Below are 26,992 nucleotides of genomic sequence, written 5' to 3'. Positions count from 1 at the left end.
TTTTCTTATTTCATTAATTTGAGATGGACGGTTTTACCTGATCTAGATTTGATTTTCAAGATGTAAACTCCTGTTTTCCAAGTTGAAATAGATAAATCCAAATTGCTAATACCGTTCGCATCGGCTTCACTTTCTACAGTATAAACAGACTGTCCTGTCAGTGTGGTAATTTGACCTTCAAAAGATTCATTTGCGACTAAACCACTTATGGTTACCACCGCATCATCTCCTTCCAATGGGTTAGGGAAAGCAAATAACTCTATCTCTGTATTTACTTCACCATTATCATTTACCAATGTCACCGGACCGAAGTATTCGTATTGACCGTCAAAATCAACTTGTTTTAATCGGTAGAAAGCTAATTTATTATCAATTTTATCTTCAAATGAATATTGAATAGAAACATTAGAGTTTCCACCAGCCTCAATACTACCCACTTTTTCATAAGCTTTACCATTGAAAGATCTTTCGATATCAAAATGAGAGGCATTTTCTTCAGAAGCTGTTTCCCACTCTAAAAGTACATTTCCTTCAGTATCAATTGATCCATCAAAATATGTAAGTTCAACTGGGAGCTCATCTGCAGGGTCCACATACTCTTCTAATGAAGCTCCGAAGTCAGAGAACTTTTGAATATTCTTAGCTTCTACATAATTGCTTCCTCCATCTGTAACAAAAACATTATCTGTTTCTTCCTCATACCATTGAATACCATCACCTTTATCATAATAGTGAATCAATTTTCTAAGACTTTCAGCTGCTAAAGTGAAAGGAGACAGATCTTCTAAATACAATCTAATACTAATACCATCCGCATCACTAGAACCATTTGTTATGTTCCAGATAAATTGGGATACTTCCATAGCTGTACCATCACCACCATCAGCAATAAGTAAGTTTTCACCTCTATCTTCAGTAGTGTATTCAACCGTGTAATCATGAGTTGCTCCTACTAATACTGTATTAATAGCAGCTCTTGCCCATGTTGATTGCGATCCAACTGGGAATTGATACCATTCAGTTGACAAGAAAGCAGGAGCTATACTTTTCGCAGTCATTTTACCATAAACATACGATGTCGCAGATGAACTTATACCTGTTGATCCACCAACGCCTGCTTCTAAAATAACATGAGGTGCTTTTAAAATACCATTCGTCAATGTCAGACCGGTTGTTATGGTAATATCCAATTCTGAATCAACACCAACTGTGTTATTTATAATCAGGTTTGCAAATGTTTCTTCTCCTGTAAAACCAGATAAAGTTTGAATTGAAGTGCCACTGAATGTCACAGTACCAGTCGTTGATACATTTCCATTTCCAAACTGATTTACCCAATTTCCTTTCAAGTCTAAATTACTTGATCCAAAATCAATCGTTGTTCCATTACCTTCAATTGTAAAGTCTCCTTCTACAATAAGATTTCCTGAAATTGTTTTTGTACCTGTTCCTTTTAAAGTCAAGCTCCTTAGGTTATGGTTATTAAGTTTCAGAGTTTGGTCAGCACTATCCAAAACTAGAGTAAAATCATCCTCATAATTAAGCACTACTCCAGCGGCTAAATCAAAATCACCTTTTACTGTAAAAGTATTCCCACCGACATTCAATGTACCATTATCCATGCTGAATAAACCTAGTACATTCACATTTCCAGTAAGATTAATTGTAGGGTTATTTGATCCGTCGATATATAAATCATTATAATTTTCACCTGCAGCCAAATCAATATCATCACCTGAAGATGGTTTTAAAACCATGATGGATGATTCTGGGAAGAAAAGACCATCATTTCTAATTCGACCTTCTACTCTTACTAAAGATTTTACAAAATCAACAAAACCTTTTCCTACTGGGCTTGCAAGAATAGAAAAATCATTTTTAATAATCATTTCATAATTACTGTCAAGACTTCTATCTAAACCACTTGGATCCGTATCTGACTTAATCACCATACCAGCCTTAGGGTCAACTCTTAATGAGAAGATTGTCACCTCTTTTGTATTCAATAATATAGGAGCACTATTTCCAGCAGATGGGATTGGAATAATTACCGTAGCAAGTGTTCCATGGTCATCGATTTCACCAGGATAAACAGCAGGTTCACCGAGACCATTTAAATCCCAGTTTTTAGGGTCAGTCCAGCTGTCACTTTCATCACCTACCCAAGTGTAAACATCTTTAGTTGATTCCCATACTATAGAATTTGAAACTACTTCATCTTCAAAAGCATCTCCAGGAATACCCCCTTTTGTATCTGAGAAATAAACGGTATTGCTTGAACTGTTTCTAACATTTGTTCCTGAAGGTCCATTTAAGAATAAACTATAGAACTTGTTCTCTAATAATGCGGCACCAGCAGATGGAGCTGTTCCTGTATAATTAAAAGCTATAAAGTTAATTAATCGTCCATTCGCTTGACCATTTTGGAAAATACCGAAAGGCAACAGAACATCAAAATCTGTATCTGCATCACTTGGGTTTTTATTTTCATCTATCGGTTTTGAAACTGTATTCAAAGTAACGCCATTGAATACAATTCCTTCCTCATCCATATATTCAAATGTAAATGTGTCTCCTGTAAAATTACCTCCAAGCAGAGAGAAAGAATAGGAAGATGAAGTATTAGCACTTGTCACTTTGGCTCTGTTTGTCATTAAAAGAGAACCTCCATTCAATTCAAAAAGAGTACCGTCATTCATGACTAATGTAGATCCAGAAAGGTCAAAAGTACCTGCACTTACCTCTATTTTATTAGTTGGATCACCTTGGAAATAAATCGTATTTCCATTACCTGTAAGTTTTCCTTCAAGTAAATCAAGTGATGTTGATACGTAAATGTTAGAACTCAACTGATACTCGTCTAATGGATCTTTTGTATCGATCGTTAACAGCTCCAATACATTTGTAGCAGAAGGTATATTTATAGTGAAAACATCAGCTGCATCGTCAGTATCATCATCACCTACAAGTTTTAAGGTATTTGAGTTTGTTACAATACTTCCTTGAACTGAAACATTACCACCAATACTTAAAGTCTTCAATGATGCATTTAAATCTAATGAAGCTCCAGACTCAATGGTAAAATTACCCATTACATCTTCTTCTCCATTCAAATTCAACGTGCTTACAGATGAACCTCCAATTGTCAGGTTTCCAAAATCAAGACCTGCATTATCAATCTGCTGTGCACCCGATCCATTTGCGGTTAGTTGTCCTCCTCCATGTTTGAAAGTACCTGTTGGATTAACAATCCAGTTTCCTTTAAAGGAAATACCGTTATTCTCTGATTCCATTCTCAACTGACCATCCAATTCTACGTTTCCATGAATTTCTAAATCGTTATCCGAATCAGTAGAAGTCAGCACCAATAGGGAAGCCGTTTTTAATGTAAAATTATTAGCGTAAGCAATATTAGTGTCATCAATTACAGGCTGATTTGTTGTGGGTTCAATTACCACATCATCATTGGAAGTAGGAATTCCTCCGTTTGTTGAAGACCAATTGACCGCATTAAACCAATCATTGTTTTCTGCACCTGTCCAAGTATAAACATCAGGACCATACCAATTGATCAAATTATTAGGATCTCTTTCAAAGTTACTTCCTGATAACTGACCATTTGCATTGTAAAAATCTACTCTTCCTGTAGTTGAACTTTCTTTTGCAACATTGGCTGTACCTCTCAATGAACTTTGAATAAAATTGACATTCTCAATTGCTCCTCCTGTGTAATTTCCTCCTCCATCAAACTCTGCATCAAACTCTTGATTATTTTCAATTTTAAGGGCTACCCCACCTTCTCTGTAATTCGTCAATGTACCGTCTGAGAAGTTATTTGTTGCATCTACAGTTGCTGTATTTTTAATGAAAATACCATTTGTAGACATCCCGCTTATGTTGTAGTAACGAGCACTTATTGTCCCTTCTACATTAAAACTATAGTTATAACCTGTCTGAGAGCTTTCAATAATTGCAGGAGTTGAAGTGGTTCCTACTACATCAATCGAACCAATCACATTCAATGTAGAATTATTACCCATGATCAGTTTACCTGAATCTCCAAAAGTATACTTTCCTTTAGAGCCTACATTAAATTGACCGTTGTTACCGATATTGATTGTTGCATTCGCCGTGTTCAATGTACCTTGTTCTAGCTCGAGGTCGTAGCCATCTGAAATGGTAATATTATCTTCTAGAGAGTATATTGTGGTATTCTTACCATTGATTCTTAAACCTCTAAATTTTGAATTGTTCGTTTTAATGATTGCTCCTGTTCCTGAAGCTTTCATATAATAAGAACCTGTCTCGGCTAATGAACCTTCGTTTACAAGAAGATTTTTATTTAAAGTAGCAGTATTACTTCCTAATGAAAAATTACCTTTTTGCACTACTAAATCCCCCTCAATTGTAACATCAGAACCACTAATTGTCAGCGTTGTGCTAGAAGGCTTATTGACATTAATATCATAAAATTTATTTTCTCTTGTCTTTGACAATGTGATAGTTTGATCTGCATCACCATCAAATGTGAACTTACTCGTTCCGTATATCAAAGTTGAGTTCTGATAATTATGCTGAAAATTCTGGCTGATTTTTACATTCTCATTATTGGTGTCAAAAGTTGCCTGATTAATTCTCAGGTTTCCTTTAACGATCAATTCACCCTCAGTAGAAATTGTTTTAACCGAACCTTCTCTTTCTAGAAACAGGTGACCATAAAAGATGGGCAATTTATATTGTAAAACATCAGCATCGTCTTTTACTTCTTCTTTAGTATGAATGGACTGATTCATACCACCGTCATAAATCGTTCTACTATCCGCATCAAAAGTATAATTACCAAAACCTTTAGGGAAATTATCCGCTCCTTCCAAATCAAGTGTATGACCTGCTCCTAATATAAATTCACCTTTATAATCACCTGTGATTTGTTTGTCTCTAGTAATCACATTAGCATTTGAAGCATCTAAGGTAAATAAATCCAGATCAGCGTATAAGGTCATCGCATTAGTGATCAGTGTTACACTATCAAAGAAGGCCTTATCTCCTTGAATATTGATATTTCCTTCAATCTCCTGGAATATAAAATTCGAAGATCCGTTATTTGAAGGATTTGTAAGATTTGAAGTTGTACCGTAAGCATACCAATTTGCATCTCTTAAATAGTGAGTACCTCCACCGTCATACAATTCAAAGAAAAAGGCATCGTTTTCAATATCAACTCTATTGTAAAACACATACGAACTCATCTCATTTTTCTGCTTCAAAGTACCTTTATCTAAGTAAGCTCGTGAAGTAATAATCAATGAGTCTTCAACAATATATTCTGTTCCCTGAAAACGTGCTCTTTTGAAACTAGCATTTTTTAAGTTTTGGGTAGATGTTCCTTGTAAATAAATCCATCCATCCGATTGAGTATCAAATGAAGCTGTTTTGTCTAATAAAACATCACCATTAAAAGTTACATTATGATTCGAAGGCAAAGTTATACCTCCTGTATTGGTAATCACGAAATCACCCTCCACTTTTAATGTACTTTGAAGTGATACTGTTGCTCCATTTGAAATCTCAAGATTATTAAAAGATGAGTTGTTCTGATCAATCACCACAGTACCTGAAGATTTTGTGATTCTCAACGTACCATTTCCTGCATTAAAAGATCCATCATTTGCTACAGAATGATTTTCACCTACCGTAATTAATTCGTTATCATTGAACGAAATCAGACCACTTTCCAGTTGCAAGTCTCCACCCACTTCCAAAGTAATGTCAGTACCACCTAGATCAGAGTCAAGCGTCAATCGTCCACCTTGTATTGTCAGGTTTCCACAAACAGCTTTTACTGAACCTGAAATAACAGGATAAAATGTTGTGGCAGATGTTTTTGAGGCAATAATTACATTATCTGTAGTTGATAAAGGTGCAATACCTCCATCCCAGTTATCTCCATCAAACCAATCTGTACTTTTAGTACCTAACCAGTTTCGATCATTTACTGCTGGCCAATTGATTAGATTTCCACCATCTAATTCATAAGTCTCACCTTGAATTGAACCTGCTACACCCGTACTACCACCAAAAGTAATAGCTGTACTTGCTGTTTGACGTCTAACGTTATATAATCTCGTGGCACTAGCTGGATTTCCACTATAATCAAAGGTTACATTTTCAATGTCATTGGTAACATCTGCTTCAATATAGAGATACACTCGGTCGATCATATCCACCGTACCTAAATCATTATTTCTAGACATTCCAGCAAAAACACCTTCAGAGAAGTTATTTGTATCATCTACTTCTGCAGTTGCCTTCACTTCTATTCCGCCATGATCCAAATCTCTGAATTCATAAAATCTAGCTGAAATTTTTCCATCGACTGTTACAACCAACCTATGGTTATCCGAACCTCTATCAACAGCACTTAATTTTGATAAAAGACCTTCTTCTCCCACCACACTTAAATGACCTGTGTTACTTACTGTTACAGTTGGTCTTTCAGCAAGTGTTCCATCACCATCTCTAGCATTTAATTGCACTCTTCCGCCTTTTGATATTAATAGTTCTCCATTTATAGTAAGATCTTCAACATCTGTAGTTAATGAAGGGTATTCTTCAAAATCAGTTCTCGCACCAATATATAATAAGTGACCATTGACATCCACTGTGGTGTTTTCATCGATATTAACAGAGGTATAAGTATACAAGTCATCTGTCAATTTATAGGTGTTATTATTATTTCCTGTAAACTGCACTTCAAACATTCTTGTACTTCCATTTTGGAAAATAGTATACTCAGTATCTGAACCTGCTCCATCAAATACAACTTTTGCCTGCTTTGTGCTGTATCTACCAAACTCAAAATTCCAATTTCCTTTCACTGTAATTGTTGATGGATTACCTTGCGGAATTAATCCCGCATTATCAGTGGCAGTAATGTCATAAGCAGTTAAATTTCCACTTATTATTTTATTTCCTCCATTTGATAAAGTTAGGTTTTTCACAGAGAAATTATTAGGTATCTGCTGTGTTGAACCATCAAAATTGAAATTGGCATCTGTAGTGATATCAGAAGCATTTAATGAAATTATTGAAGCTGCAATATTATGGGAGTTTGACCCGAAATCGACCTGTCCTCCTGTTGTACTTAATTCATTATCAATATTTAAATTGCAGGCGATTGTTTTGGTGGCTGATTCTGACAATACTAATCTTCTGATTGTATGATTATCTCCAAAGTTAAGATTTTGATCATCTGATGTAGCATCTACGTATAGATAATTAGTTGAATTAAAAGTTGCTCCATTTTCAGCAGTCCATTGAGCCCCTTTAAAACGTAATTCTCTCGTTAAATATACATTAGCATCCGAACGAAGTGTAACATCACCGTTGATGATGTAATCATCACTAGTTAAGTTTTTAGGAGAAGCACCTGAGAACTCGATATTATTGAATATAATTGAAGTACTATTAGCATCAATTGACTGTGTAACCTCTGCATCATTGCCATTCAGGTGAACTGTCGATGTAGGAGTATAATTTGTAAAATAGGTATTACCTCCTATATATATATCATTAGCGGCATCATTTAAGTCTGCTATAAAACCTGTAAGTCTTTCATCAAAATTACCTTTAACATGTAAATCAGATAATAAGAGTACTATTCCATCAGCTCTTAATGATAAGTTACCGTAAGAAATACTTCCATCAGATAATAATGAAGCATTTGATATAGTAGAATATATATATGTATTAGATGTCTTTGATAAATTGTAAGTACCAAAATCCCTTGCGAAAAGATATTGGCTACTTGATAAGTAACAATTGTAACGTGAATTTTCTCCTAACTTAATTTCACCACCAGCTGTACCAGTCACAGAATAAAAATTGTCTGAGTTACCTTGATTGAAAGTGACACCATCCTTTATTTCAAGGTCACCTCCGATTGTAATACTAACGGTTGTTGATTTAGTGCCTGTCCCATCAAGAATAAGATGATGATAAGCTGTCAATTCATTTGGCATTGTCCAATTTCCACCATAATGCCTCAATGTACCTGAATTCCAATCAATCAAAGCATTTGTCATGCTAGATCTAGTATCATCAATAGAAAATGATCCTCCTAAATTCAAAATCTGACCATTTACATCAAGTTTAGTTTCCTGTGTATCATCATCATTTGCAAAAATTCTGATCTGATTAGACACATTTGTTTCTCCTTGAAGCGTTTTAGGGCCATTGTCGACATGCAAATTGTAATATTGGAAGTTACCAATATTTTGCACTACACCATCATAATCAAAAGTACCTCCAGTGATCTGATATTGAGCGAAGTCTTTAGGATAATTTTCAAGACCTCTTATATTAATTGCTCCACCTGTCATAGTGAAAACACCTGTTCCACTTAATGTACTGCCATCGATCAAAGTAACACTAATACCATCTAAAATTGTAATATCGCCTTCGACTGTTACTGATGCATCACTTTGAAAATCTTTTCTGCTTGTTCCTTGTAAGATTACATTTCCAAATGTGATCTCACCACTAATATCTTGACGTGCTCCATTAAAAATTATAGTACCTCCATCATATGAAAAATTCGCAGGAAGCGCTTGATTATTAAAATCACCTTTAATATAAATTAGCTTTCCATCTGCATTAAATGAAGAAGTTGCATCTTCTATATCAATATCATTATGAACAGTTATATTACCTCCAATAGTGACTGACTGATTTGCCTCCACAATAAGGTCATAAAAGTCTCCACCTTGAATTGTAGCTCCTTCACTATATAATTTAGAGGTTCTGTATTCAAATGTACCTCCTGTTTTATTCCAAGTACCAGATAATTTTATATCAGTATCAGATACATCATAAATACCAGATTTAATCTCGATATCTTTTACATTCAGAGTATTGTCCGATTGAAGAATAGTATGCTCTTTTCCGTCAATTAATATACTTTCATAATCATCCGTACCTGGAATAAATGAAATTAATTGTGCTGACACACCGTCTTCCTGAGTGAATCTTAAAGGGGATGAATTTGCAGTAAATGTTCCTTCATTAATCCAGTCACCAAATACTACAATTGAATCAGTATTAACTGTTCCACCAATCACCGATCCACCTGTATTAATAAAAATACCATCATAAGCTTCCAAACGGTCCTCAACAGTCAATGAACCTCCATCTAGAATTTCAATTCTCTTTGCAACTGCAGTAGCTCCATCCACTACAGGATAATTTGTTAAACTTGATGGAATTAAAACATTATTTGTTTTGGTTGGCACTGAAGTTTCCTTCCAATTAGCAGCGAGGTGCCAATCTGTTGATGTACCACCCTCCCAAGTGAAAAATGCATCAAAATCCCATTCAATCAGATTAGGAGTATCATCTTCTATTAGTTTATTTGAGCCTTTGGCATTAAAGAATGTGATGGTGCCAATATCAGAACTATTATTCACAACAGCATTTGCAGGACCTTGGCCAAAAGTTACATTCTCAATTGTTGTTGTTCCTAATGTTGCTCCTGAAGCAATTGTAATGGATGCCGTTGCATTATTGAGACCATTTACAAATATACCGTTCGTCAAATTATTTGGTGTAGCGGCTAATGAACTACTTGAACCAAACTGAAGACCATAGCTTCTTAAGTCCGTGATTTTATAGTTTTTTGCGGATAATAAACCATTGATCAACACCATATATGAATTATCAGCATACCCTTCAATCAAAGCATAATTGTTATCATCACCTGCAAAAGATATTGTACTTAAAGCTTCACCAAGTAATGCAGCTTGTGAATCAGATCCTGTCAGTTGTAAAGTAGAACCTGCACTTACAATCAATTCTGCATTACCCTTTACGATAACCTGTTTATTGTTATTGGTTTGTTCTAAAGAAAATCCATTTAAATCTAACTTACCGCTATTCACTGTCAAATCACCCGTAGAACCTGTCATTCTGATGTTTGACATTAAATTATAAGTAGCATTTACAGTCGGTGCAATAACAATATCAGTATTATTGTTATCTGCTGTAGTACCTTCATCACCACGGTCTAATCCATTTTTGATCTGATACGTCCTTGTAGCATTATCACCATTAAATGTTAGAGTTGTTACATTATAAATATCACCATCAGAAAGAAGATCTCCTCCTATTGTGAGATCGTGATTACCAATATTTACTCTTGAATCCAGGCTTACAGTAAAATCATTTTCAACAACCAAATCATTATTAAATGTCAATGTTTCATCTTCAATCAGTGTACTGCTTAAATTATAAAAAGGATCAGATTCAGTAATCGTAGAAGATTGACCAGTGAATGTTACAGTTCCATCACCATGAACAAAAGTACCATTGCCTGTCCAAGTACTTGCACATATAATTGTATTTCCATTGGTATTTAGTCTAGTACCAGCATCTTGCAACAGCTGATAAATTGATATATTTCCGGTTAGATTTACCTGAGTTAAATTATTTTGAATAGAAAATCTATAGAAGGAAGTAGACTGAACAGTTTGTGCTTTTTCACCATTAAAATTTACTGTACCAGTACTTTCAAAAAGACCATCATTATTCAGCCAATCGCCTTTGATATGTATTATTTTATTACTGCCATCTACCGTAGTACCTGTAATTGATATACCTTTATTAAAAGTAAAATCTGAAACTCCTTGGAATTGCTTCATCCCCTCTCCAGTAAATGCCACTAATTCTCCAAAGGTTGACTTAAGGGGATCATCTACTCTTAAGTATTGTAATGAAGAACCGGCAAAGGTCAATGTTTTGTTCTCGGCTTGAGTAAAATCATTACCAGTACCTAAATTATAAAAGTGGCCCTTTAATATTAGATCTTCATTTACTTCCAAATCACCTCGCTCTGATTCCATTCTTAAATCACCTGCAATGGTAACATGCGTATTAAATACAGTAGTTATAGAAGGATCATTATTTAAGGTTATATCATTAAACTCACTGCCTGTGTTTTGAGTGACTGTTTGATTTACAGTTGTAGAAGTTGATGAAAATCTTACTCTACCTTTTGTCTGAGAAAATTTTGATGTTGCATTTTCTGACCAATTCCCAAACAAATCAATATTTTCATTGGCAGTCAGGTTTAGCAAATTCGCTTCATCAGTTCCTCCGCTTAATGTCATATCACCGTACACAGTAATTGGTCTTGCCAATGTTACATTACCGGTGGTATTGAAAGTCAAATTACCGAAAGCAGCATCGTTAATCACTTGATCATTTGTACCTGCAAAAATTACTGTCGATTCATCAATTCCATCATGTTGATCAACAGCACTGTTGTTATAAATCCAATCACCATATATAGTCATTGTATTTGTTCCTGCTAATAAAAAATTAGTACCGCCAGTTCTTTCAATTCTTCCATTGATAATCACATTACCTGCTAAGGTTTTATTACCATTACCATTAAGTTCTAAGTTACCATAAGTAATGGCTGGAATCGTTTGGTCTGTCCCTATGAATTCCATAAATGCATTACTCTGATCTATATCCACGGTGGTTGGTGTAGTTAAGAAAGGAGCTGTAGCACTTCTAGTTCTAAGATGGGTAAAATCACCTTGAGTTAATGAAGTAGATATATCTAATATTTCAGTGGAACCATCTCTAACATCCACAATTAAAAGTGTCGATAAAGATCCAGATGTATTTGTAATTGTCAGCTCATCTATATCTAATTTATTAGAGATTGTTAATGACCTAGTTGAAGTAAGTGCTGTACCCACTTCAATGTTGAACTTTGAAATAACATAAATATTATCTCCTCCACCTGCTAAATCTTTGGCTAAAGAAATACTTCTATTTACATCATTCATGACCATTGTGATTGTTGCTGCTGATGCATCAATTGTACCTGATTCACCGGCATCATCTTCACTTCGGTTTTCAATATTTTCATGAATTGTCACCGTTTTATCGGCACTAACTACCAAATTAGCCTCGTCATATACACCAAGATCTCCTTTAACAGTTATGTCATCCGCCGCAGTTTTATTAGAGGCATTGTATAAACGAAGATTACCGTACTGAATAGGTAATAATGTTACATCGCTTGTAGATTCATAATAAAAAGTAGACGCATCTGATATAGTATAGGTTCCAAACGAAGGTGTAACTGTACCTCTTACATAAACCCTTGAATCATCATTGATGGTAAGTGTTCCTCCATTAGAATTTAAAACAGTGTTAGTTCTTAGTGTTAATGAGTAGCCATTACTCATTGTTAGGTTACCTGTAAATGTAACGTTATCTCCATCAGAATTAGAATCTCCAAAACTTAAACCTGCGTTCTCAGCAAAAATATTTACAGTACCAATATCAATTGTACCCACTGCTGACGGGTCGTTTGAGTCATAATGTTCTATTGATGAAGAGTTATTAAGATAAACATTACCACCGTTAAACTTTATAGCCTGACCCAAGTCCGTTACATCACTTCTTACTCTGATAGAGCGCAAGCTGTAATCGCCATTCTCAAATTCAAGTTTAGCTCCTTGTTCTTTATAAACATCTAAAGTACCTGTTGAATAAAAGCCTTTTGATATAGTATAATTTCCTCCAACTGTAAAACGAACATCACTGAATTGAGCAACGGTACTGCCAGATGCAGACAAATTAGTTACAGCAGGAACAGATATACTCTGATCACCACTGCCATCCAAAATCAAGTCATTTCCAGCTTCGGTAGAGTATTTACTTGAAGCATCAATATCTATATTACCTGATAAATAAATATAGCTTTTAGATTCGAACTCCGTATTATTGATATCAAAATTTCCATCAATGTTTAAGGGTGAATCATTGATAATCACCTTATTTCCTCCTTTATCAAAAGTTAGGTTACTGAAATCCAGACGTTTTTCTGATCCATTTGTATTTCGGGCTTCTAGCACAGAAATACTTGAGCTATTATTAAAAATAATCTCTGAGCTTGGATCATACACTACATCTCCAGTTTGATAATAGTAGTAGTCATTCGAGATTTTAAGTACCGAACTGGCACTCATCTCTAATGTTCCTGCTATTTCCAAGGAATGAATTTCAATATCACTTGTCGTAACTGTTACTGTATAAGTATCCAGTATCACAAAATGATTTCCATTGATAGAAGTAGGCTCTAAGCCTGTTCCATCACTATTTTCTGCCCAAGTAGAAAGAGAACTGAAGTTACCATCTGCCTTTGAATAGTAGATCGTCTGAGCATTTGCGTAGAAAGAAAACCCCATCAAAAACAACAACAAAAATAGTTGTTTTTGAAAGTGGCTAGTGTGTAATATTTTCACAGTAATTTAAGGTTTATATTTTGGGTAGTTGGTAATTATTAATAAAATTCACATTATCTAAATCCAATATATAACTTAATTTTTACATTTATTTAATAATGACCATTAATATTTTTATTTTTTCACATAATTTTGTGTTAATACGGTGATTTGAATTAACATATAATCACAAAAAAAGCTACATCATGGAGTAAAACTCACAAATGTAGCTTCTTGTTTATAATTTTCTTTTTTTGACTATAATTTTCCCAAAAAAATTATTTTTGAAGAGAATAGATTAAGCTTAAAATTGAGTTTTTTGATAAACAGCTCACATTTTTAAGTAACCTAATTAATACTTAAAAATTCTATCTAAAAAACTACTCTAATCCATCATATCCATTGAGTCTCCTTGTCCTCCACTTCTTTGTTTACTACCTTTTTTAGGCTTTTTAGATGTTTTACCAAACCTGTAAGTGAAAGTAAGGTAGCCCACTCTTGATTCCCAATCGTAGGTCATATCTGAATTAAAGCCGGTTCCTTCACTGTAAACGTTAAACTTATAAGTATTGAAAACGTCAGTCACTCTGGCCTGTAATGTGCCTTTTCCTTTGAATAACTTTTGGGAAACAGCCATATCCACACCTCCCATAGGTGCAATATAACCTTGTGCAGTTGCTCTTTGTGAACTGAATCTTCCGGTCACTTGTAGAGATAACGTTTTTGTTATAGAAGTTGAAGACATCAGTTTTCCATTCATAGCCCATGCTTGATTGGTCAGGTTTAAATCTCCTGAACTACCTGTAATTAAGATGTTATAGACGTTGGCACTTGCTGTAAATTTCCACCATTTTGTCATATTGTAAGTGGCAATTGCTTCTGCACCATAACTTTGAGAATTATCTACATTATCCCATGTCATCACCATCACACCATCAGGCTGTGCCATCTGAACTCTTTGTATGGCGTCATGCGTATAACGATAATATAAACTACCTGTTAGTGTAACATTCTCCCAGCCATGCTGATAAGTTGCTTCTATCGCATCAATAAATTCTGGTTTCAAATAAGGATTACCTTGACGTAATGATTGAGGGTTGGCATAATCTGGAAAAGGGTTCAAACTTCTGCCTCTTGGTCTGTTTACTCTACGGCTATAGCCAATAGACACTTCTCTCATATCAGCAAACTTATAAGCCAAATGCAACGTGGGATAAAGAGCGAAGTAATTATTGTTTACTGTCTGTTCCTCAGTCACTGCATTCGCTTCCAAATGCGAAGTGGTATAGGCTTGTTCTGCTCTCAAACCACCTTGAAGGCCCCATTTTCCAAATTGATGACGATACATTACATATAAGGCATGAACATACTCGCTGTAATTAAAATTATTATTCAATGAATCGTCAGGTGTCCACATTCCTGCATCTCTGCTTTGAGAATAAAAGTCTGTCTCAATTTCTCTGCCCGTTGACTTCCAACCAGTTTCTAAGGTACCATTTTCACCTACAGGCTGAACATAATCAATCTGCCCTAAGAAAATTCTATTTCTTTCAGGACTTTCATTTTGCTGTTCGAAAATTGGGTCCGAATTTATCTCATTCCCGAAATTATCAAATTCAGTATAATCACCATTATTATTTCTGATACCATCAGAGTATTGACCCGATATATCTAAACTTTGACTAGGATTTACAAAAGTCTTTCTGTACCCAAAGTTGTATTCCTGATTTTCTGAAGTTCCTCTTGAATCGTTCAGGCGATAAATTTGAGATATCACATCATCATTGGCATCAAAATAATTTAAATGAAGCTTCTCCATCTTATTTCTATAACCGGTATTATAAGTGGCAGAAAAATAGATATTATTATAGTCATTGATGTCATAATCAATGCCACCTTTGAATAAATGAGAATAACGTTCGTCGTCTCTTCTTGAAGTCTGAGTATTGTAATCCGTCATATTGCCATCAGCATCAATATTATTCTGACGGAGTTCTTTATTGACATATCTTTCTTGATATCTCCCTGAATAATTAGCGTAAATATTAAGCTTATTTACTCTAGCATTTACGCCTGCTGAAACATTGTATTTATTATTGTTACCTGCACTAACTGATATATTACCATTCACACCTCCCTTTCGGTCTTTCTTCAAAATGATATTAATAATACCACTTGTTCCCTCAGGATCATACTTTGCCGAAGGATTGGTAATCACCTCCACTCTTTCAATTGAACTTGCTGGAATTTGATCTAAAATATCTGCATCAGATGAGCTTGTGAGATTGGATGGTTTACCGTCAATAAAAATTGTCACATTACTGCTTCCTCTTAAACTCAACGTTCCTTCAGCATCAATATCAATAGAAGGAATATTATTTAATGCATCCGTCATTGAGCCACCAACCGTCGTTAAATCTTGACTAACATTAAAGGTTTTTCGGTCAATGCCTAATTCCATCACATCTCTTTCTGCTGTTACAGTAACTTCATCAAGGTTTTGAGCTCCTGTACTTAACGCCAATGCACCTAAAAACTTTTCTTTTTGATCAGGTTGAATCACAAAGGGTTCTGTCTGCATCTCTTCATAACCGATAAAAGTAATTTTAGCAAACATCTTCCCTGCTGGCACTTCAGTGATTTTAAATCTGCCTTGTGCATCTGTAGAAGCTCCTGTCAGAAACGTGGTATCTCTTACAGAATATAATGCAATTGTCACAAATTCAAGATTTTCACTTGTTTCTGCATCTATGATTTTACCGGAAACAGTTCCGATTTTAGGACGGTTCCCTTTCTTAAATTGTCCATTTCCAGATTTTGCACCGCTTGGACCTTGAGCCCACAATAAAGTTGGAAGAATAAGTAGACAGATTAGAAAATTAAGTTTCATTGTTGATGATAATGGTATTGGTCAGAGAAGCAAATCTAATCCCCCCTATTGACCGTAAAAAATTAGATGCTCAAATATTGCAAAAAATCATTTAAGTCTAAAATATTATCAACAAACGTCTGTTATTATTCAACGAAAAGTATTTATTCCTCTTCTACATTAATCTTTTCTAACTTTTCATTGTACAAACCTACAAGCAACGACTTCCCATCTTCTGCTATTTTCAAAGCTCCATATTTAGCGTCAGCATAATAATCAGCATGTCCTTCTTGAAAGAAAAAAGATTCAGCACCAAAATTTACAGCCCAATTGTTTCTTTTAGTATACTTCAGAATAAACTCATTTTGGTGTAATGGCTCTTCAGCTTCTTGAAATCTTATTTTATGACCAATTCCTCTATCATCTAACTCAAAGACCAAGTATCCTCTATTAGGAATATCAACAGTATCACCAATCGTTGAGTTTTTATAATTCAAGACCATATAATCACCCTGCATCAATGATCTTGAGTCTCTTGGTACCAATTCAAATAAAACGGTTGAGCCTTCTTTTAATAACTTTTCATTTTTATAAATCGAATAATTAAAGGCTATCAGAACAAGAGCTATATTTACGACTATAATTAACTTTTTATATTTTTCCATTTGAGCTTTTTTGATAAAAGAAAAACCAATAAATACCTAGGAAAACTATCCCTGAGATCATCAATGCAATTGACTTTTCAAGCAATGTGATATTCAAATCATAATAGAAATACATGATAAAACTTATAAAAGAAATAATACCCAATCCCTTTAAAGATTTCCTATTACTAATTACCCCTAAGATCAAAATATAAAAACTTCCAATAATATAGGGTGCAAATAAAGTGGGTAAACCTATCAATACTACTAACGCGATTCGTTTTACTGGTGAATACCCCAGCTCCAAGGATTTATTTGAATGAAAAAGATAATAGATGATAAGCCCACATATTGTTATTGTAGAAACCCAGATAGAATGCAATCCTGATTCATGTTTATAAAAAATTAAACTCATCAACTCAAGATAAAAAGCTACAATCAGGCCTTCTGTAATTGGATTAATCAAGTAAGTATGATCTTTAAACAGACGATAAATAGCCCCCTCTTTTGTAAAGATATAAGTGACCATCCCTCCTAAAAAAAAGAGTAACAAATGATGTAAATCTACGATTTTTAATACAGTAATCCATGCCGAAAAATTCATTGCAATACCTAGTGTACATAGGAAAACCAACATATATCGCTTGACAAAAATGATAGCCACACAATTCAATAACAATAGAGCTGTAAGTATACCATACTCTGACATATCTGCCATTATTAGACCGGTAGTAAAAATAATTTGCCCAATCAAAAATGAGGACGTGGCTAAAGATTCTGTAAAAAGTTCATGAGAATTTCTACTGATAAATATACTTATTCCACAAAAGACCAATCCCAATATTGAAACCACATAATAATTTTCACCTGATACACCAATAAATACGATGAATAACGTAAAAAATAAAGAGGCCAAAAAACCACCAAAATAGATCAATACCTTCATCAACAAATTTAGCTCTGTATGATATTGAGAAACCTCCTCTTCTAAAGATTCATAATTCACTGGCAAAGTGGTGTCTTCCTCTTTTTCAAATTGCTCAAGTGAATTTTTAATACTTGAAAACTTATTCATTTGCCCATTTTTTTTGAAGTGAAACAATTTGATAGACTAACCCAGTAACACTTAACATTAAAAATAGGCTTACTACAAGAGCAGTAGCGGCAAAGTCATCTGTACTTCTAATGATAAAGGTCGTAAATAGTAAAATACAACTAATGATAAAGGTCGTAAATAGTAAAATACAACTAAAGATAATCAGAGCAAAAGGTACAATATATTTCTGCTTTATAGCATATAAAACACCCAAAATATAGGCAACGAAAATAACTATATTCGTAACTGATTCTTCAAAAATAGGTTGGCCTGATTCTACTATATTATACCCTACTATCAAAGTTCCGGCAGCGGTGATAATTAATACAGTACTATGCATCCACCAATTGGGTATTTTCCTATTCGCATTTTTAAGAAAATGAGTAATTACGAATACAGACAGGTAGAATAAAAATATACCAAACAACTCATAGAGCTCATGATATCCGCTTATAACCTGTGAAAAGTAAAAGTGCCATGTGGTGACTAAGAGCAATAAATATAAAAACCAAAGAACAGCAAAATCAGACAACAATACGATGATTGTAATTGCCATAGCCCAGTTGAAGAAAAAATCGTAAGCATTTGCTCCCGTTTGATAAATCTGACCAAAAACAGCAAACATTACCCCAATAAGAAATGAAACACTGGTGGCCATAATATTAGCATAAATCGCTTTTTTTCGGAAGAATAAATACAGAGCAACTGAGAGTGCTACGACAACTTCTACTGTAATTAACTTTCCTGTCTTTGAAAGGTCATCCCAGTTATAAGCAAAGAAAAACATTATACCAATGGAGACAAATCCCAATCCAAAGACTAGAAAAAGGATTCTCAAAATAGAATTCCATTCCTCTTTATCCACATAAACATTTTTCTGGAGAACGGCATCGACTTCACGCTCCTCCCAATCAGCATGTTTATTGATAATTTGAATATCGTTTCGAGTTAATTTAGTCATACAAAAAGAGGTTTTGCAATGTTAGCTTTGGCTTTGATCTTGAAAATTTACCCAAGAGCCATATTCCAAGTTAAACAACAAAACCTTCTGAAAAAACAAAACTCCTCAATAAAACCGAGGAGTTGATTGCACATCTAAAAATTTATACGTTATACTAAAAAAAGTCAGAACTGTTGATTCTGCTAAAAAGGTATTTTATAATCGAATATATTTTGCTAACCAATTCATTGTAATTATAACACACGCTATTCATCTTTTAAGCAGCTGAACTTTTAAAATCTAAAGGTTTAGATCTCAATTGAACAGTTGCTTCATTATCCAATTCTTTGTAGATGCCTCAAGTAATGGACAGTGCAAAAGTAGGTGTGCATTATGAATCGTTTATTTACTAGAGATTACCTTTTAGTTATTAGAATTCAACCAATATTACCTCAACTTTTCTATTTTGAACTTAATTATAAGATGGCAACTGAGATAAGTGAACCCCTAGTACTTTTTCACTGATCAAGCTCAAATCATCTTTACTTCCTTCAAAGTGATAAACTGTTTGCCTGTGCTTTAATTCCTCACTTTTCTGTAATTCTTTAGCTGCAGAAAAAGATTCAAACTCAAAAAATGGCCAATTACGGTCTAATGAAGGCGTCACTTCACCATTAAAAATATTCATCACATCTCCTTCATAGTTTTTGGAAGATTCCCAATCTGAACTCACATAGAGGCTATCATTTTCAAAGGAATAAGTCACTATGTTTAATAGATTATATTCAGGAGAGTAACTACCCATAATTGGTTTGATGTTTTCCCTTGGAAGTCCCATCTTATTAAGATATTTCGCATCTACTTTATAAAATACAATTCCATCTTTTATCGTCACTCGTCCTTTCTGTTCTGTAAAATAATTGGTCACAGTATCAAGTTTGGCGGTATTTGTGGGTACAATAGCCCACTGATTATCAGAAGGCAACATGCATCCTATTTCCCAAATTGGTAATAAACCAGTGCCTTTTTCCCACTTTCTCTCATCTAAACTTTTTATAGTAGTGACAGTAGAAAAACTAACATAATCCACACTTTGAGGTATTTGAATTTTTAATTTATCCTCAATTTGATCTTTCTGATTATAAGAAATATTTCTTTCCGCCATGAGATTGAAGACGGTACCATAGTTATTTTCAATTTTCATTTGATTTGAAGAACTGCTCATCATGGAATTAATTTTAGCAGTTTGAAAAAATAAGGTATCCAATGCTTCACTTACCTGCATATTTTCACCTGACCTTTCTACATAAGGAGGAAAGAAAACTGAAAATTCGTTGACCTCAGGGCCAAACCACATTCTAGACTCTCCACCTAGTTTTGACATCTTCCTCAATCCTCCTTCCGAAGCCATCAGTTCTTTATTGAAAAAACCGATACTTCTTCCTTCATAACCTTTGGTAGTAGTGGTAAAAACTCTTCCTTGAAATTTTGGAGAAACGGCCACCAAATGATTTCCTTCTCCCAATATAGTGAGATCGTCAATATACTTTTCAAGAAACTGAATATCTGCACCAAAAGAGCCCTTTGTATAGTTTTTTTCTAGTTGACAATTACTAAATAGGAAGAGAAAAAATACACTAAAGAGAAGTTTGCTGTTGTTGTTCATCATTTAAAATTTAGTTGGTTTATAGATGTTTTAATTTACTTATTTTTATTCAATTTATAAACACTTTCCTCATGGACACCACTTTATCCATAAATCATCAAAAAGGTCGTTCAGCTTCCTAAAACAAGCATTTTTACCATAGACATGCTATAGACAATTGGTTTTTCAACACCCATTTGCTTGGGGAATAATAAGCAACCCGAGATATTCGAAAATGTGAAATGCAAATGGAAAATCTAAATGAAAGCAACAACAGATCAATTTATTACTCTACATGTGGTGAACCGTGTAGGGTACATTAAAATCAACAGACCAAAGGCCAATTGTTATGACCTAGTGTTTATGCAGCAACTCATTTTCTGTATTAAAACGGCAGAAGTAAATGATGAAATTAAAGTGATTGTAGTAGAAAGTGAACTGGAAAAGTTCTTTTGCGCTGGTGCTGATGTAAAAATATTTCAATCGAATACCACGGAGCAAAATAAACTCATGGTGGAACATGCTCAACTTTCAGCGAGGCTATTATCTACAAGTAAAAAAGTGGTGATTGCAAGTATCAATGGACATGCTCTTGGTGGAGGATTAGAATTAGCCATGGCCTGTGATTTTATCATCGCCCAAGAAGGAAGTTATTTATTGGGTCTTCCTGAAATTAAGTTAGGCTTGATTCCTGGAAATGGTGGGTCGCAACGACTGATTCGACGAATTGGTAGAGGGAAAGCATTAGAAATGCTGATAACGGGTGATCCTATTCAACCGAAAGTGGCAAAAGAAATTGGCTTGGTGAACGCTCTATATCCCAAAGTAACATTTAGAGCGGAAGTAAAAGCTTTTGCTGAGAAAATTGCTCAAGGTCCTTCTAAAGCCATTACCGCTACAAAAAAATGTGTTTACAAAGGGTTGGAACTCTCACTGGATTTGGGATTAAAATTAGAGAGTCAATTAGTAGACTCACTGTATGAGACGGAAGACGCCAAAGAGGGCAACCTTGCTTTTGTAGAAAAAAGAGAGCCAAAATTTAATTAATAGAATGAATACAACAACACAAAACATTAAAGTTTATCCATGCTATATTAATGGCGAATGGGTGAACACTGAACAGGGAGATTATATTGATGTAGAAAACCCAGCCAATAATCAAGTTTTTGCTAGAATGTACTGCAGTACGCCTGCTGATGTTGATACTGCCCTCGAAACTGCCGAAAAAGCACAATTCAAATGGCAAATGCTTCCCGCTACTGAAAGAGCCAACTACCTCTATGCTATTACTGAACAACTGCACAAAGAAAGGGATCACTTTGCAAAGCTTTTGGTGATGGAACAAGGAAAAACACTTGCTGAAGCTTATGGTGAAGTGGATGATACCATTCGATACATCAACTACTCCGCGGAAGCTGGACGTCGTATAGAAGGAAGTATATTTCCATCCGATATGCCCAATGAACAATTAAGCATTCATAAAGTACCTTATGGTGTAACCGTTGGATTGATGGCCTTCAATTATCCACTAGCATTGATTGGACGTAAAATTGGTCCTGCATTGATCACAGGGAATACAATGGTGATCAAGCCTTCAGAACTTACACCGATTACTGCCTCAGAATTTTGCCGATTAGTTCATCAAGTGGGACTGCCTAAAGGAGTCATTAATTTAGTAATGGGCTGGGGACATACCGTTGGAAAACAATTAGTGGAAAGCCCTATTACAAAATTGGTTTCTATGACTGGAAGTACTAGAGCTGGTCAAGCTATCTACCAATCTGCCGCTCAAAATGTAGCAGGATTAGTTCTTGAATTAGGTGGAAAAGCACCGTTTATTGTGATGGATGATGCCGAAATCGACAAAGCCGTTGAAGCTGCTGTAATATCCAGATACGCTAACTGTGGACAGGTTTGTATTTGTAATGAAATGCTTTTTGTTCATGAAAAAATTGCGGATGAATTTACTGAAAAGGTCATTGAAAGAACGAAGCAAATTACTGTAGGTAATCCAATGACCAATGTGAATATGGGACCCAATGTCAGTACCAAAGGGTTAAGTCGAGTACATGAATTAGTGATGGAAAACGTGAAGCAAGGTGCTGAATTAGTCCTTGGTGGTAAAAAGCCAGAGGGTGATTATTTTGAAAACGGGAACTGGTATGAACCTACCATTTTAACCAACGTCAAAAAAGACCATGCTACGCTTCAAAATGAATTGTTTGGCCCGGTACTGCCTATCATGAAAGTCTCAGGTTACGAAGAAGCAAAGGTTACTTTAAATGAAAGAGAGGAAGGTTTATCCGCTTATCTTTTCACTCAAAATCATAAAACAATTATGAAGTCTATCAATGAACTTCAAGTAGGTACTATTTTTATCAACAAAGGAATTGTTGGTTATATACAAGGCTTTCACTCAGGACATAAAACAAGTGGTATTGGTGGCGAAGATGGCATTTATGGTATTGAACAATACCTTCAGAAGAGAGCCATCTATATGAATTATGAATAAAACTAATCTAAGTACTTATCAAACTAAATTTACATGAAACAATTAAAAGGCATTACTTGGAACCACTCAAGAGGTTTTACATCCATTGTGGCCTGTGCACAACGCTTTTCAGAACTTCATCCTGAAGTAGATATAAAATGGGAGAAAAGATCATTGCAGGCCTTTGCTGATGAACCTATCGATCAGTTGGCAGAAAGATTTGATTTCTTAATTATTGATCATCCATGGGCTGGTTTTGCAGCAAGAACTCAAGTAATTCAACCCCTAAATACATTACTCAGTAAAGCATTTTTAGATGACCAAGCTGAAAACAGTGTTGGCCGATCTCATGAAAGTTACAGTTTTGACCAACAGCAATGGGCATTAGCCATTGATGCTGCTACTCCTGTTGCTGCTAGCCGTCCTGACCTTTTTGAGAAAGAAGGTTTGAAATTACCTGAAACATGGGATGATTTAGTCGAATTATCGAAAACGGGTAAAGTTGCCATTCCGGGTATTCCACAAGATACATTGATGAGCTTTTACATGATCTGCTCAACTTTAGGAGAAGATGTCTGTGTTTCAAAAGACAAAGTAATCTCTGATGAGATCGGCTTGAAAGCATTGAGAATGTTAAGAGATCTGGGTGAAAATATTCGACCAGAAAGCTATGACTGGAACCCCATTACAGTGTATGAAAAAATGACACAGACTGATGAGTACATCTATTCTCCTTTTGCTTATGGCTACACGAATTATTCTAGAAAAGGATATGCTAGAAAACTATTAAAATTTCATGATATGGTGGCCATCAATGAGCAAAAATTGATTTCAACTTTAGGCGGTACCGGATTAGCAATTTCTTGTAAATGTAAAGAAGTAGAATGGGCAAGTAAGTTTGCTGAATATGCCACTCACCCAGACAATCAAAAAGGCATTTTCTTCGATAATGGCGGTCAACCTGGACATAGAGCTGCTTGGTTAGATGAGCATACCAACGCAGTATCAGATCAGTTTTTCAAAGACACTCTACCTGCATTAGATAGAGCCTTTTTAAGACCAAGATATCACGGACATATGTTTTTCCAAGATCGTGCTGGTGCACCAATCAGAGAATATATGATGCATGGAGGTGATGAAAGAAAATTGCTTGACCTCTTGAATAGTATTTACGAAGAGTCACTTTGTGTTACCAACGAATAATAAATCTTAATTCGCTGTAAACTACATTTCAAATATTAATAGTTTTTAGATATCAGGAGATGTTTGATGATCAATAGACCACGAATGACGGTTTCTCTTAACATTCGCAAAGTGGTCTTATTACAAAATTCGTATGGAAGTACTTTTATCGGCCTTGAAGGGAAAAGCGTTAAGAATTTCATGTATTGAGCCGTTAAAAATGATTTTCTTGTTTGAGCTTTAGCGAGTTTAAAATCATTTAGGCGAGAGGAATGGAATTTAGCTTTTGACTTCTAAGCCTTGAATTTTTTGCTTCGTTTTTGTTTCAAGACAAAAATGAAGAAGAAAGATGATTGAAAGTAGGACCTAAAATGATAGTAGGACCATCAATTGATAGTTGATGATAACTTAGTTTACAGTGCATTTTACAATCTTAATTTATATAAAATGCTTCCATTAGAAGGAGTTCTAGTACTTGAATTTTGTCAATTTATGGCCGGCCCATCCGCTGGCTTAAAATTGGCAGATTTAGGGGCTAGAGTGATTAAAATAGAACGCCCAATCCATGGTGAAGGTGGAAGGCAAATCGCAATCAAAAACCTTTTTGTTGACAATAGCAGTTTGGTGTTTCATACTGTCAATCGAAATAAAGAATCCTATGCGGCCAACTTGAAAGATCCTGAAGACCTTGAAAACGTCAAAAAGTTGATCGCTCAAGCCGATGTAATGACGCATAACTTCCGACCTGGCGTAATGGAAAAAATTGGTTTGGATTATACCACTGTCAAAGCAATCAACCCTGCACTGATTTACGCTTCGGTCACGGGATATGGTACTGAAGGGCCTTGGGTAAAAAAACCAGGACAAGACCTTTTGGCACAAAGTGTTTCAGGCCTTACTTACCTTACCGGTGATAGAAATGACACGCCTACTGCAATGGGATTGGCCGTAGCTGATATTTATTGTGGCACTCACCTAACCCAAGGAATTTTGGCGGGATTAGTCAGAAGAAATAAAACTGGTAAAGGGGCATTAATTGAAGTGAGTCTTTTAGAATCAATGCTTGATTTCCAATTTGAGGTAATCACTACCTACTTAAATGAACCAAAAGCCCTGCCTGAAAGATCAAAAGAAGGAAATGCTCATGCCTATTTAAGTGCCCCTTATGGAGTATACCCTACTGCCGATGGGCATATTGTGTTAGCCATGGGATCATTGATTAAACTAGGTGAGGTATTGGAATGCGAACAACTTCTGCAATACCAAGATCCTGATTTATGGTTTGAAAATAGAGATGAAATCATGTTTATTTTAAAGCACTTTTTTGCCTCTCATTCATCTGAATATTGGATCAAGAAAATGGAGGCTGAAGATATTTGGTGTGCTGAGGTATTGGATTACAAAAATCTTCTCGAACATGAAGGTTACAAAGTGTTGTCTTTTGATCAGGTCGTTACGCTGACCAATGGTGAAAAAGTACATACTACCCGATCTCCCATTCAAATCAACGATCAAAAGCTGTTCTCAAAAACTGCAGCTCCTCGTGTGGGTGAACATACTGAACAGATTTCAAAAGAATTTAATTTAATGTAATGAAACCACTACAAGACGTACTCATTATTGATCTCAGCCAATACCTTTCCGGTCCATGCTGTACTTTAAAACTCGCCGATCTTGGTGCTAGAGTAATAAAAGTGGAGAAGCCGGAAACGGGTGATTCTTGTCGTTCAATGTATATTTCAAATGTAAACATGAACGGGGAGTCATCTATCTTCAGGGCAATCAATAGAAATAAAGAAAGCTTCTGTGCTGATTTAAAAAATGATCTTGATAAGAAAAAAGTGCAGCAATTGATATCAAAAGCAGATGCATTGGTGCACAACTTCCGACCTGGAGTGATACAAAGATTAGGTTTAGACTATGACTCTGTTAAAGATTTAAATCCCAATATCGTTTACTGTGAAATCTCCGGTTATGGTACAGAAGGCCCTTGGAAAAAGAAGCCGGGTCAGGATTTGCTAATTCAAGCAATTTCGGGTGTTACAACATTAAGTGGCAATGCCAATAAAGGGCCTGTTCCATTGGGTTTAGCTATGGCGGATATGTTATCGGGTGGACATCTGGCACAAGGAATTTTAGCGGGTTTAGTTCAAAAAGGAAAAACAGGGAAAGGTTGTAAAGTGAGTGTCAACATGCTTGAATCAATGCTTGACCTTCAATTTGAAACCGTGACTACTTTTTATCATGACGGAGGGCAACCTACGCAACGAACAGAAAGTAATAATGCACATGCTTATTTAGGTGCTCCATATGGAATTTATGAAACGTCCAACGGTTTTCTTTCACTAGCCATGGGAGCTATTCCTAAGTTGGGTGAATTGTTAGATTGTCCTGACTTATTGGAGTATCAAGAATTCAACTCTTGGTATGATCAAAGAGATGAAATCAAACAAAAATTGGCCAATCATTTGAAAACGAATACAACTGAACATTGGCTTTCAATTTTAGAACCCGCAGATATTTGGTGCGCCGATGTGATGAATTGGGAAAGACTTTTTGAGCATGATGGATTTAAGGTACTAGACATGCTACAAACCGTTGAAATGTCAGACAATTATAAATATCAAACTACGCGCTGTCCTATTAAAATTGATGGTAAAGTGATTAAAAATACGAAAGGGTCTCCTTTTCTTGGTGAAAACAATAATAGTATTACTGCTGAGTTTTTATAAGAGCATATTTGAAATATATATTTTAGAAGTAAATTAAATAGTTGAATTTTATATTGAATTTTAGATCAAAAAAAAATGGATCCTCAATGAGGATC

General features: G+C 35.1%; 11 protein-coding genes. 5 read left to right on the top strand and 6 right to left on the bottom strand.

Annotation, left to right across the window (positions count from 1 at the left end; genetic code table 11):
• Positions 1-5: 5 nt before the first annotated feature.
• The 6 genes from HHU12_RS14170 to HHU12_RS14145 all read right to left on the bottom strand — a co-directional run bounded on the left by HHU12_RS14170 (position 6) and on the right by HHU12_RS14145 (position 20,516).
• Positions 6-13,262 carry a T9SS type A sorting domain-containing protein gene (locus HHU12_RS14170; protein ID WP_169657404.1) on the bottom strand — a complete coding sequence of 4,419 codons (13,257 nt, stop codon included), beginning with the start codon at positions 13,260-13,262 and terminating at the stop codon, positions 6-8.
• 421 nt (positions 13,263-13,683) lie between these two features.
• On the bottom strand, positions 13,684-16,188 hold the full coding sequence (locus HHU12_RS14165) for a TonB-dependent receptor domain-containing protein (protein ID WP_169657403.1): 2,505 nt from the start codon (positions 16,186-16,188) through the stop codon (positions 13,684-13,686).
• A 143-nt stretch (positions 16,189-16,331) separates the two neighbouring features.
• Positions 16,332-16,832 carry a GDYXXLXY domain-containing protein gene (locus HHU12_RS14160; RefSeq protein WP_169657402.1) on the bottom strand — a complete coding sequence of 167 codons (501 nt, stop codon included), beginning with the start codon at positions 16,830-16,832 and terminating at the stop codon, positions 16,332-16,334.
• On the bottom strand, positions 16,819-17,886 hold the full coding sequence (locus HHU12_RS14155) for a DUF4401 domain-containing protein (protein ID WP_169657401.1): 1,068 nt from the start codon (positions 17,884-17,886) through the stop codon (positions 16,819-16,821). Before HHU12_RS14155 ends, HHU12_RS14160 begins: the two co-directional genes overlap by 14 nt.
• Complete coding sequence (locus HHU12_RS14150; RefSeq protein ID WP_169657400.1) at positions 17,879-18,868, bottom strand: DUF2157 domain-containing protein; 990 nt, start codon at positions 18,866-18,868, stop codon at positions 17,879-17,881. Before HHU12_RS14150 ends, HHU12_RS14155 begins: the two co-directional genes overlap by 8 nt.
• Positions 18,869-19,319: 451 nt before the next feature.
• Positions 19,320-20,516 (bottom strand): DUF6786 family protein, encoded by a 1,197-nt coding sequence (locus HHU12_RS14145; RefSeq protein WP_169657399.1) that lies wholly within the window; start codon positions 20,514-20,516, stop codon positions 19,320-19,322.
• A 237-nt stretch (positions 20,517-20,753) separates the two neighbouring features.
• On the opposite strand from HHU12_RS14145, the gene HHU12_RS14140 reads away from it, so the two are divergent.
• The 5 genes from HHU12_RS14140 (at position 20,754) to HHU12_RS14120 (ending at position 26,897) form a co-directional block, all read left to right on the top strand.
• Positions 20,754-21,539: an enoyl-CoA hydratase/isomerase family protein gene (locus HHU12_RS14140; protein WP_169657398.1), complete on the top strand. Its 786-nt coding sequence runs from the start codon at positions 20,754-20,756 to the stop codon at positions 21,537-21,539.
• 4 nt (positions 21,540-21,543) lie between these two features.
• Positions 21,544-23,004, top strand: a complete 1,461-nt coding sequence (gene aldA / locus HHU12_RS14135; RefSeq protein WP_169657397.1) for an aldehyde dehydrogenase — start codon at positions 21,544-21,546, stop codon at positions 23,002-23,004.
• Positions 23,005-23,037: 33 nt separating this feature from the next.
• The gene (locus HHU12_RS14130) at positions 23,038-24,186 is read left to right on the top strand and encodes an extracellular solute-binding protein (protein WP_169657396.1); all 1,149 of its coding nucleotides are present in this window, start codon (positions 23,038-23,040) and stop codon (positions 24,184-24,186) included.
• A gap of 426 nt (positions 24,187-24,612) precedes the next feature.
• On the top strand, positions 24,613-25,758 hold the full coding sequence (locus HHU12_RS14125) for a CaiB/BaiF CoA transferase family protein (protein WP_169657395.1): 1,146 nt from the start codon (positions 24,613-24,615) through the stop codon (positions 25,756-25,758).
• A complete protein-coding gene (locus HHU12_RS14120; RefSeq protein ID WP_169657394.1) occupies positions 25,758-26,897 on the top strand; it encodes a CaiB/BaiF CoA transferase family protein in 1,140 nt (379 codons plus the stop codon). The genes HHU12_RS14125 and HHU12_RS14120 overlap by 1 nt, the downstream gene beginning before the upstream one ends.
• Positions 26,898-26,992: the final 95 nt, after the last annotated feature.

Source organism: Flammeovirga aprica JL-4 (assembly GCF_012844305.1).
Taxonomy (GTDB): domain Bacteria; phylum Bacteroidota; class Bacteroidia; order Cytophagales; family Flammeovirgaceae; genus Flammeovirga; species Flammeovirga aprica.
The sequence above is the reverse complement of the archived record's forward strand: the minus strand, read 5'-3'. Positions and strand labels throughout refer to the sequence as shown.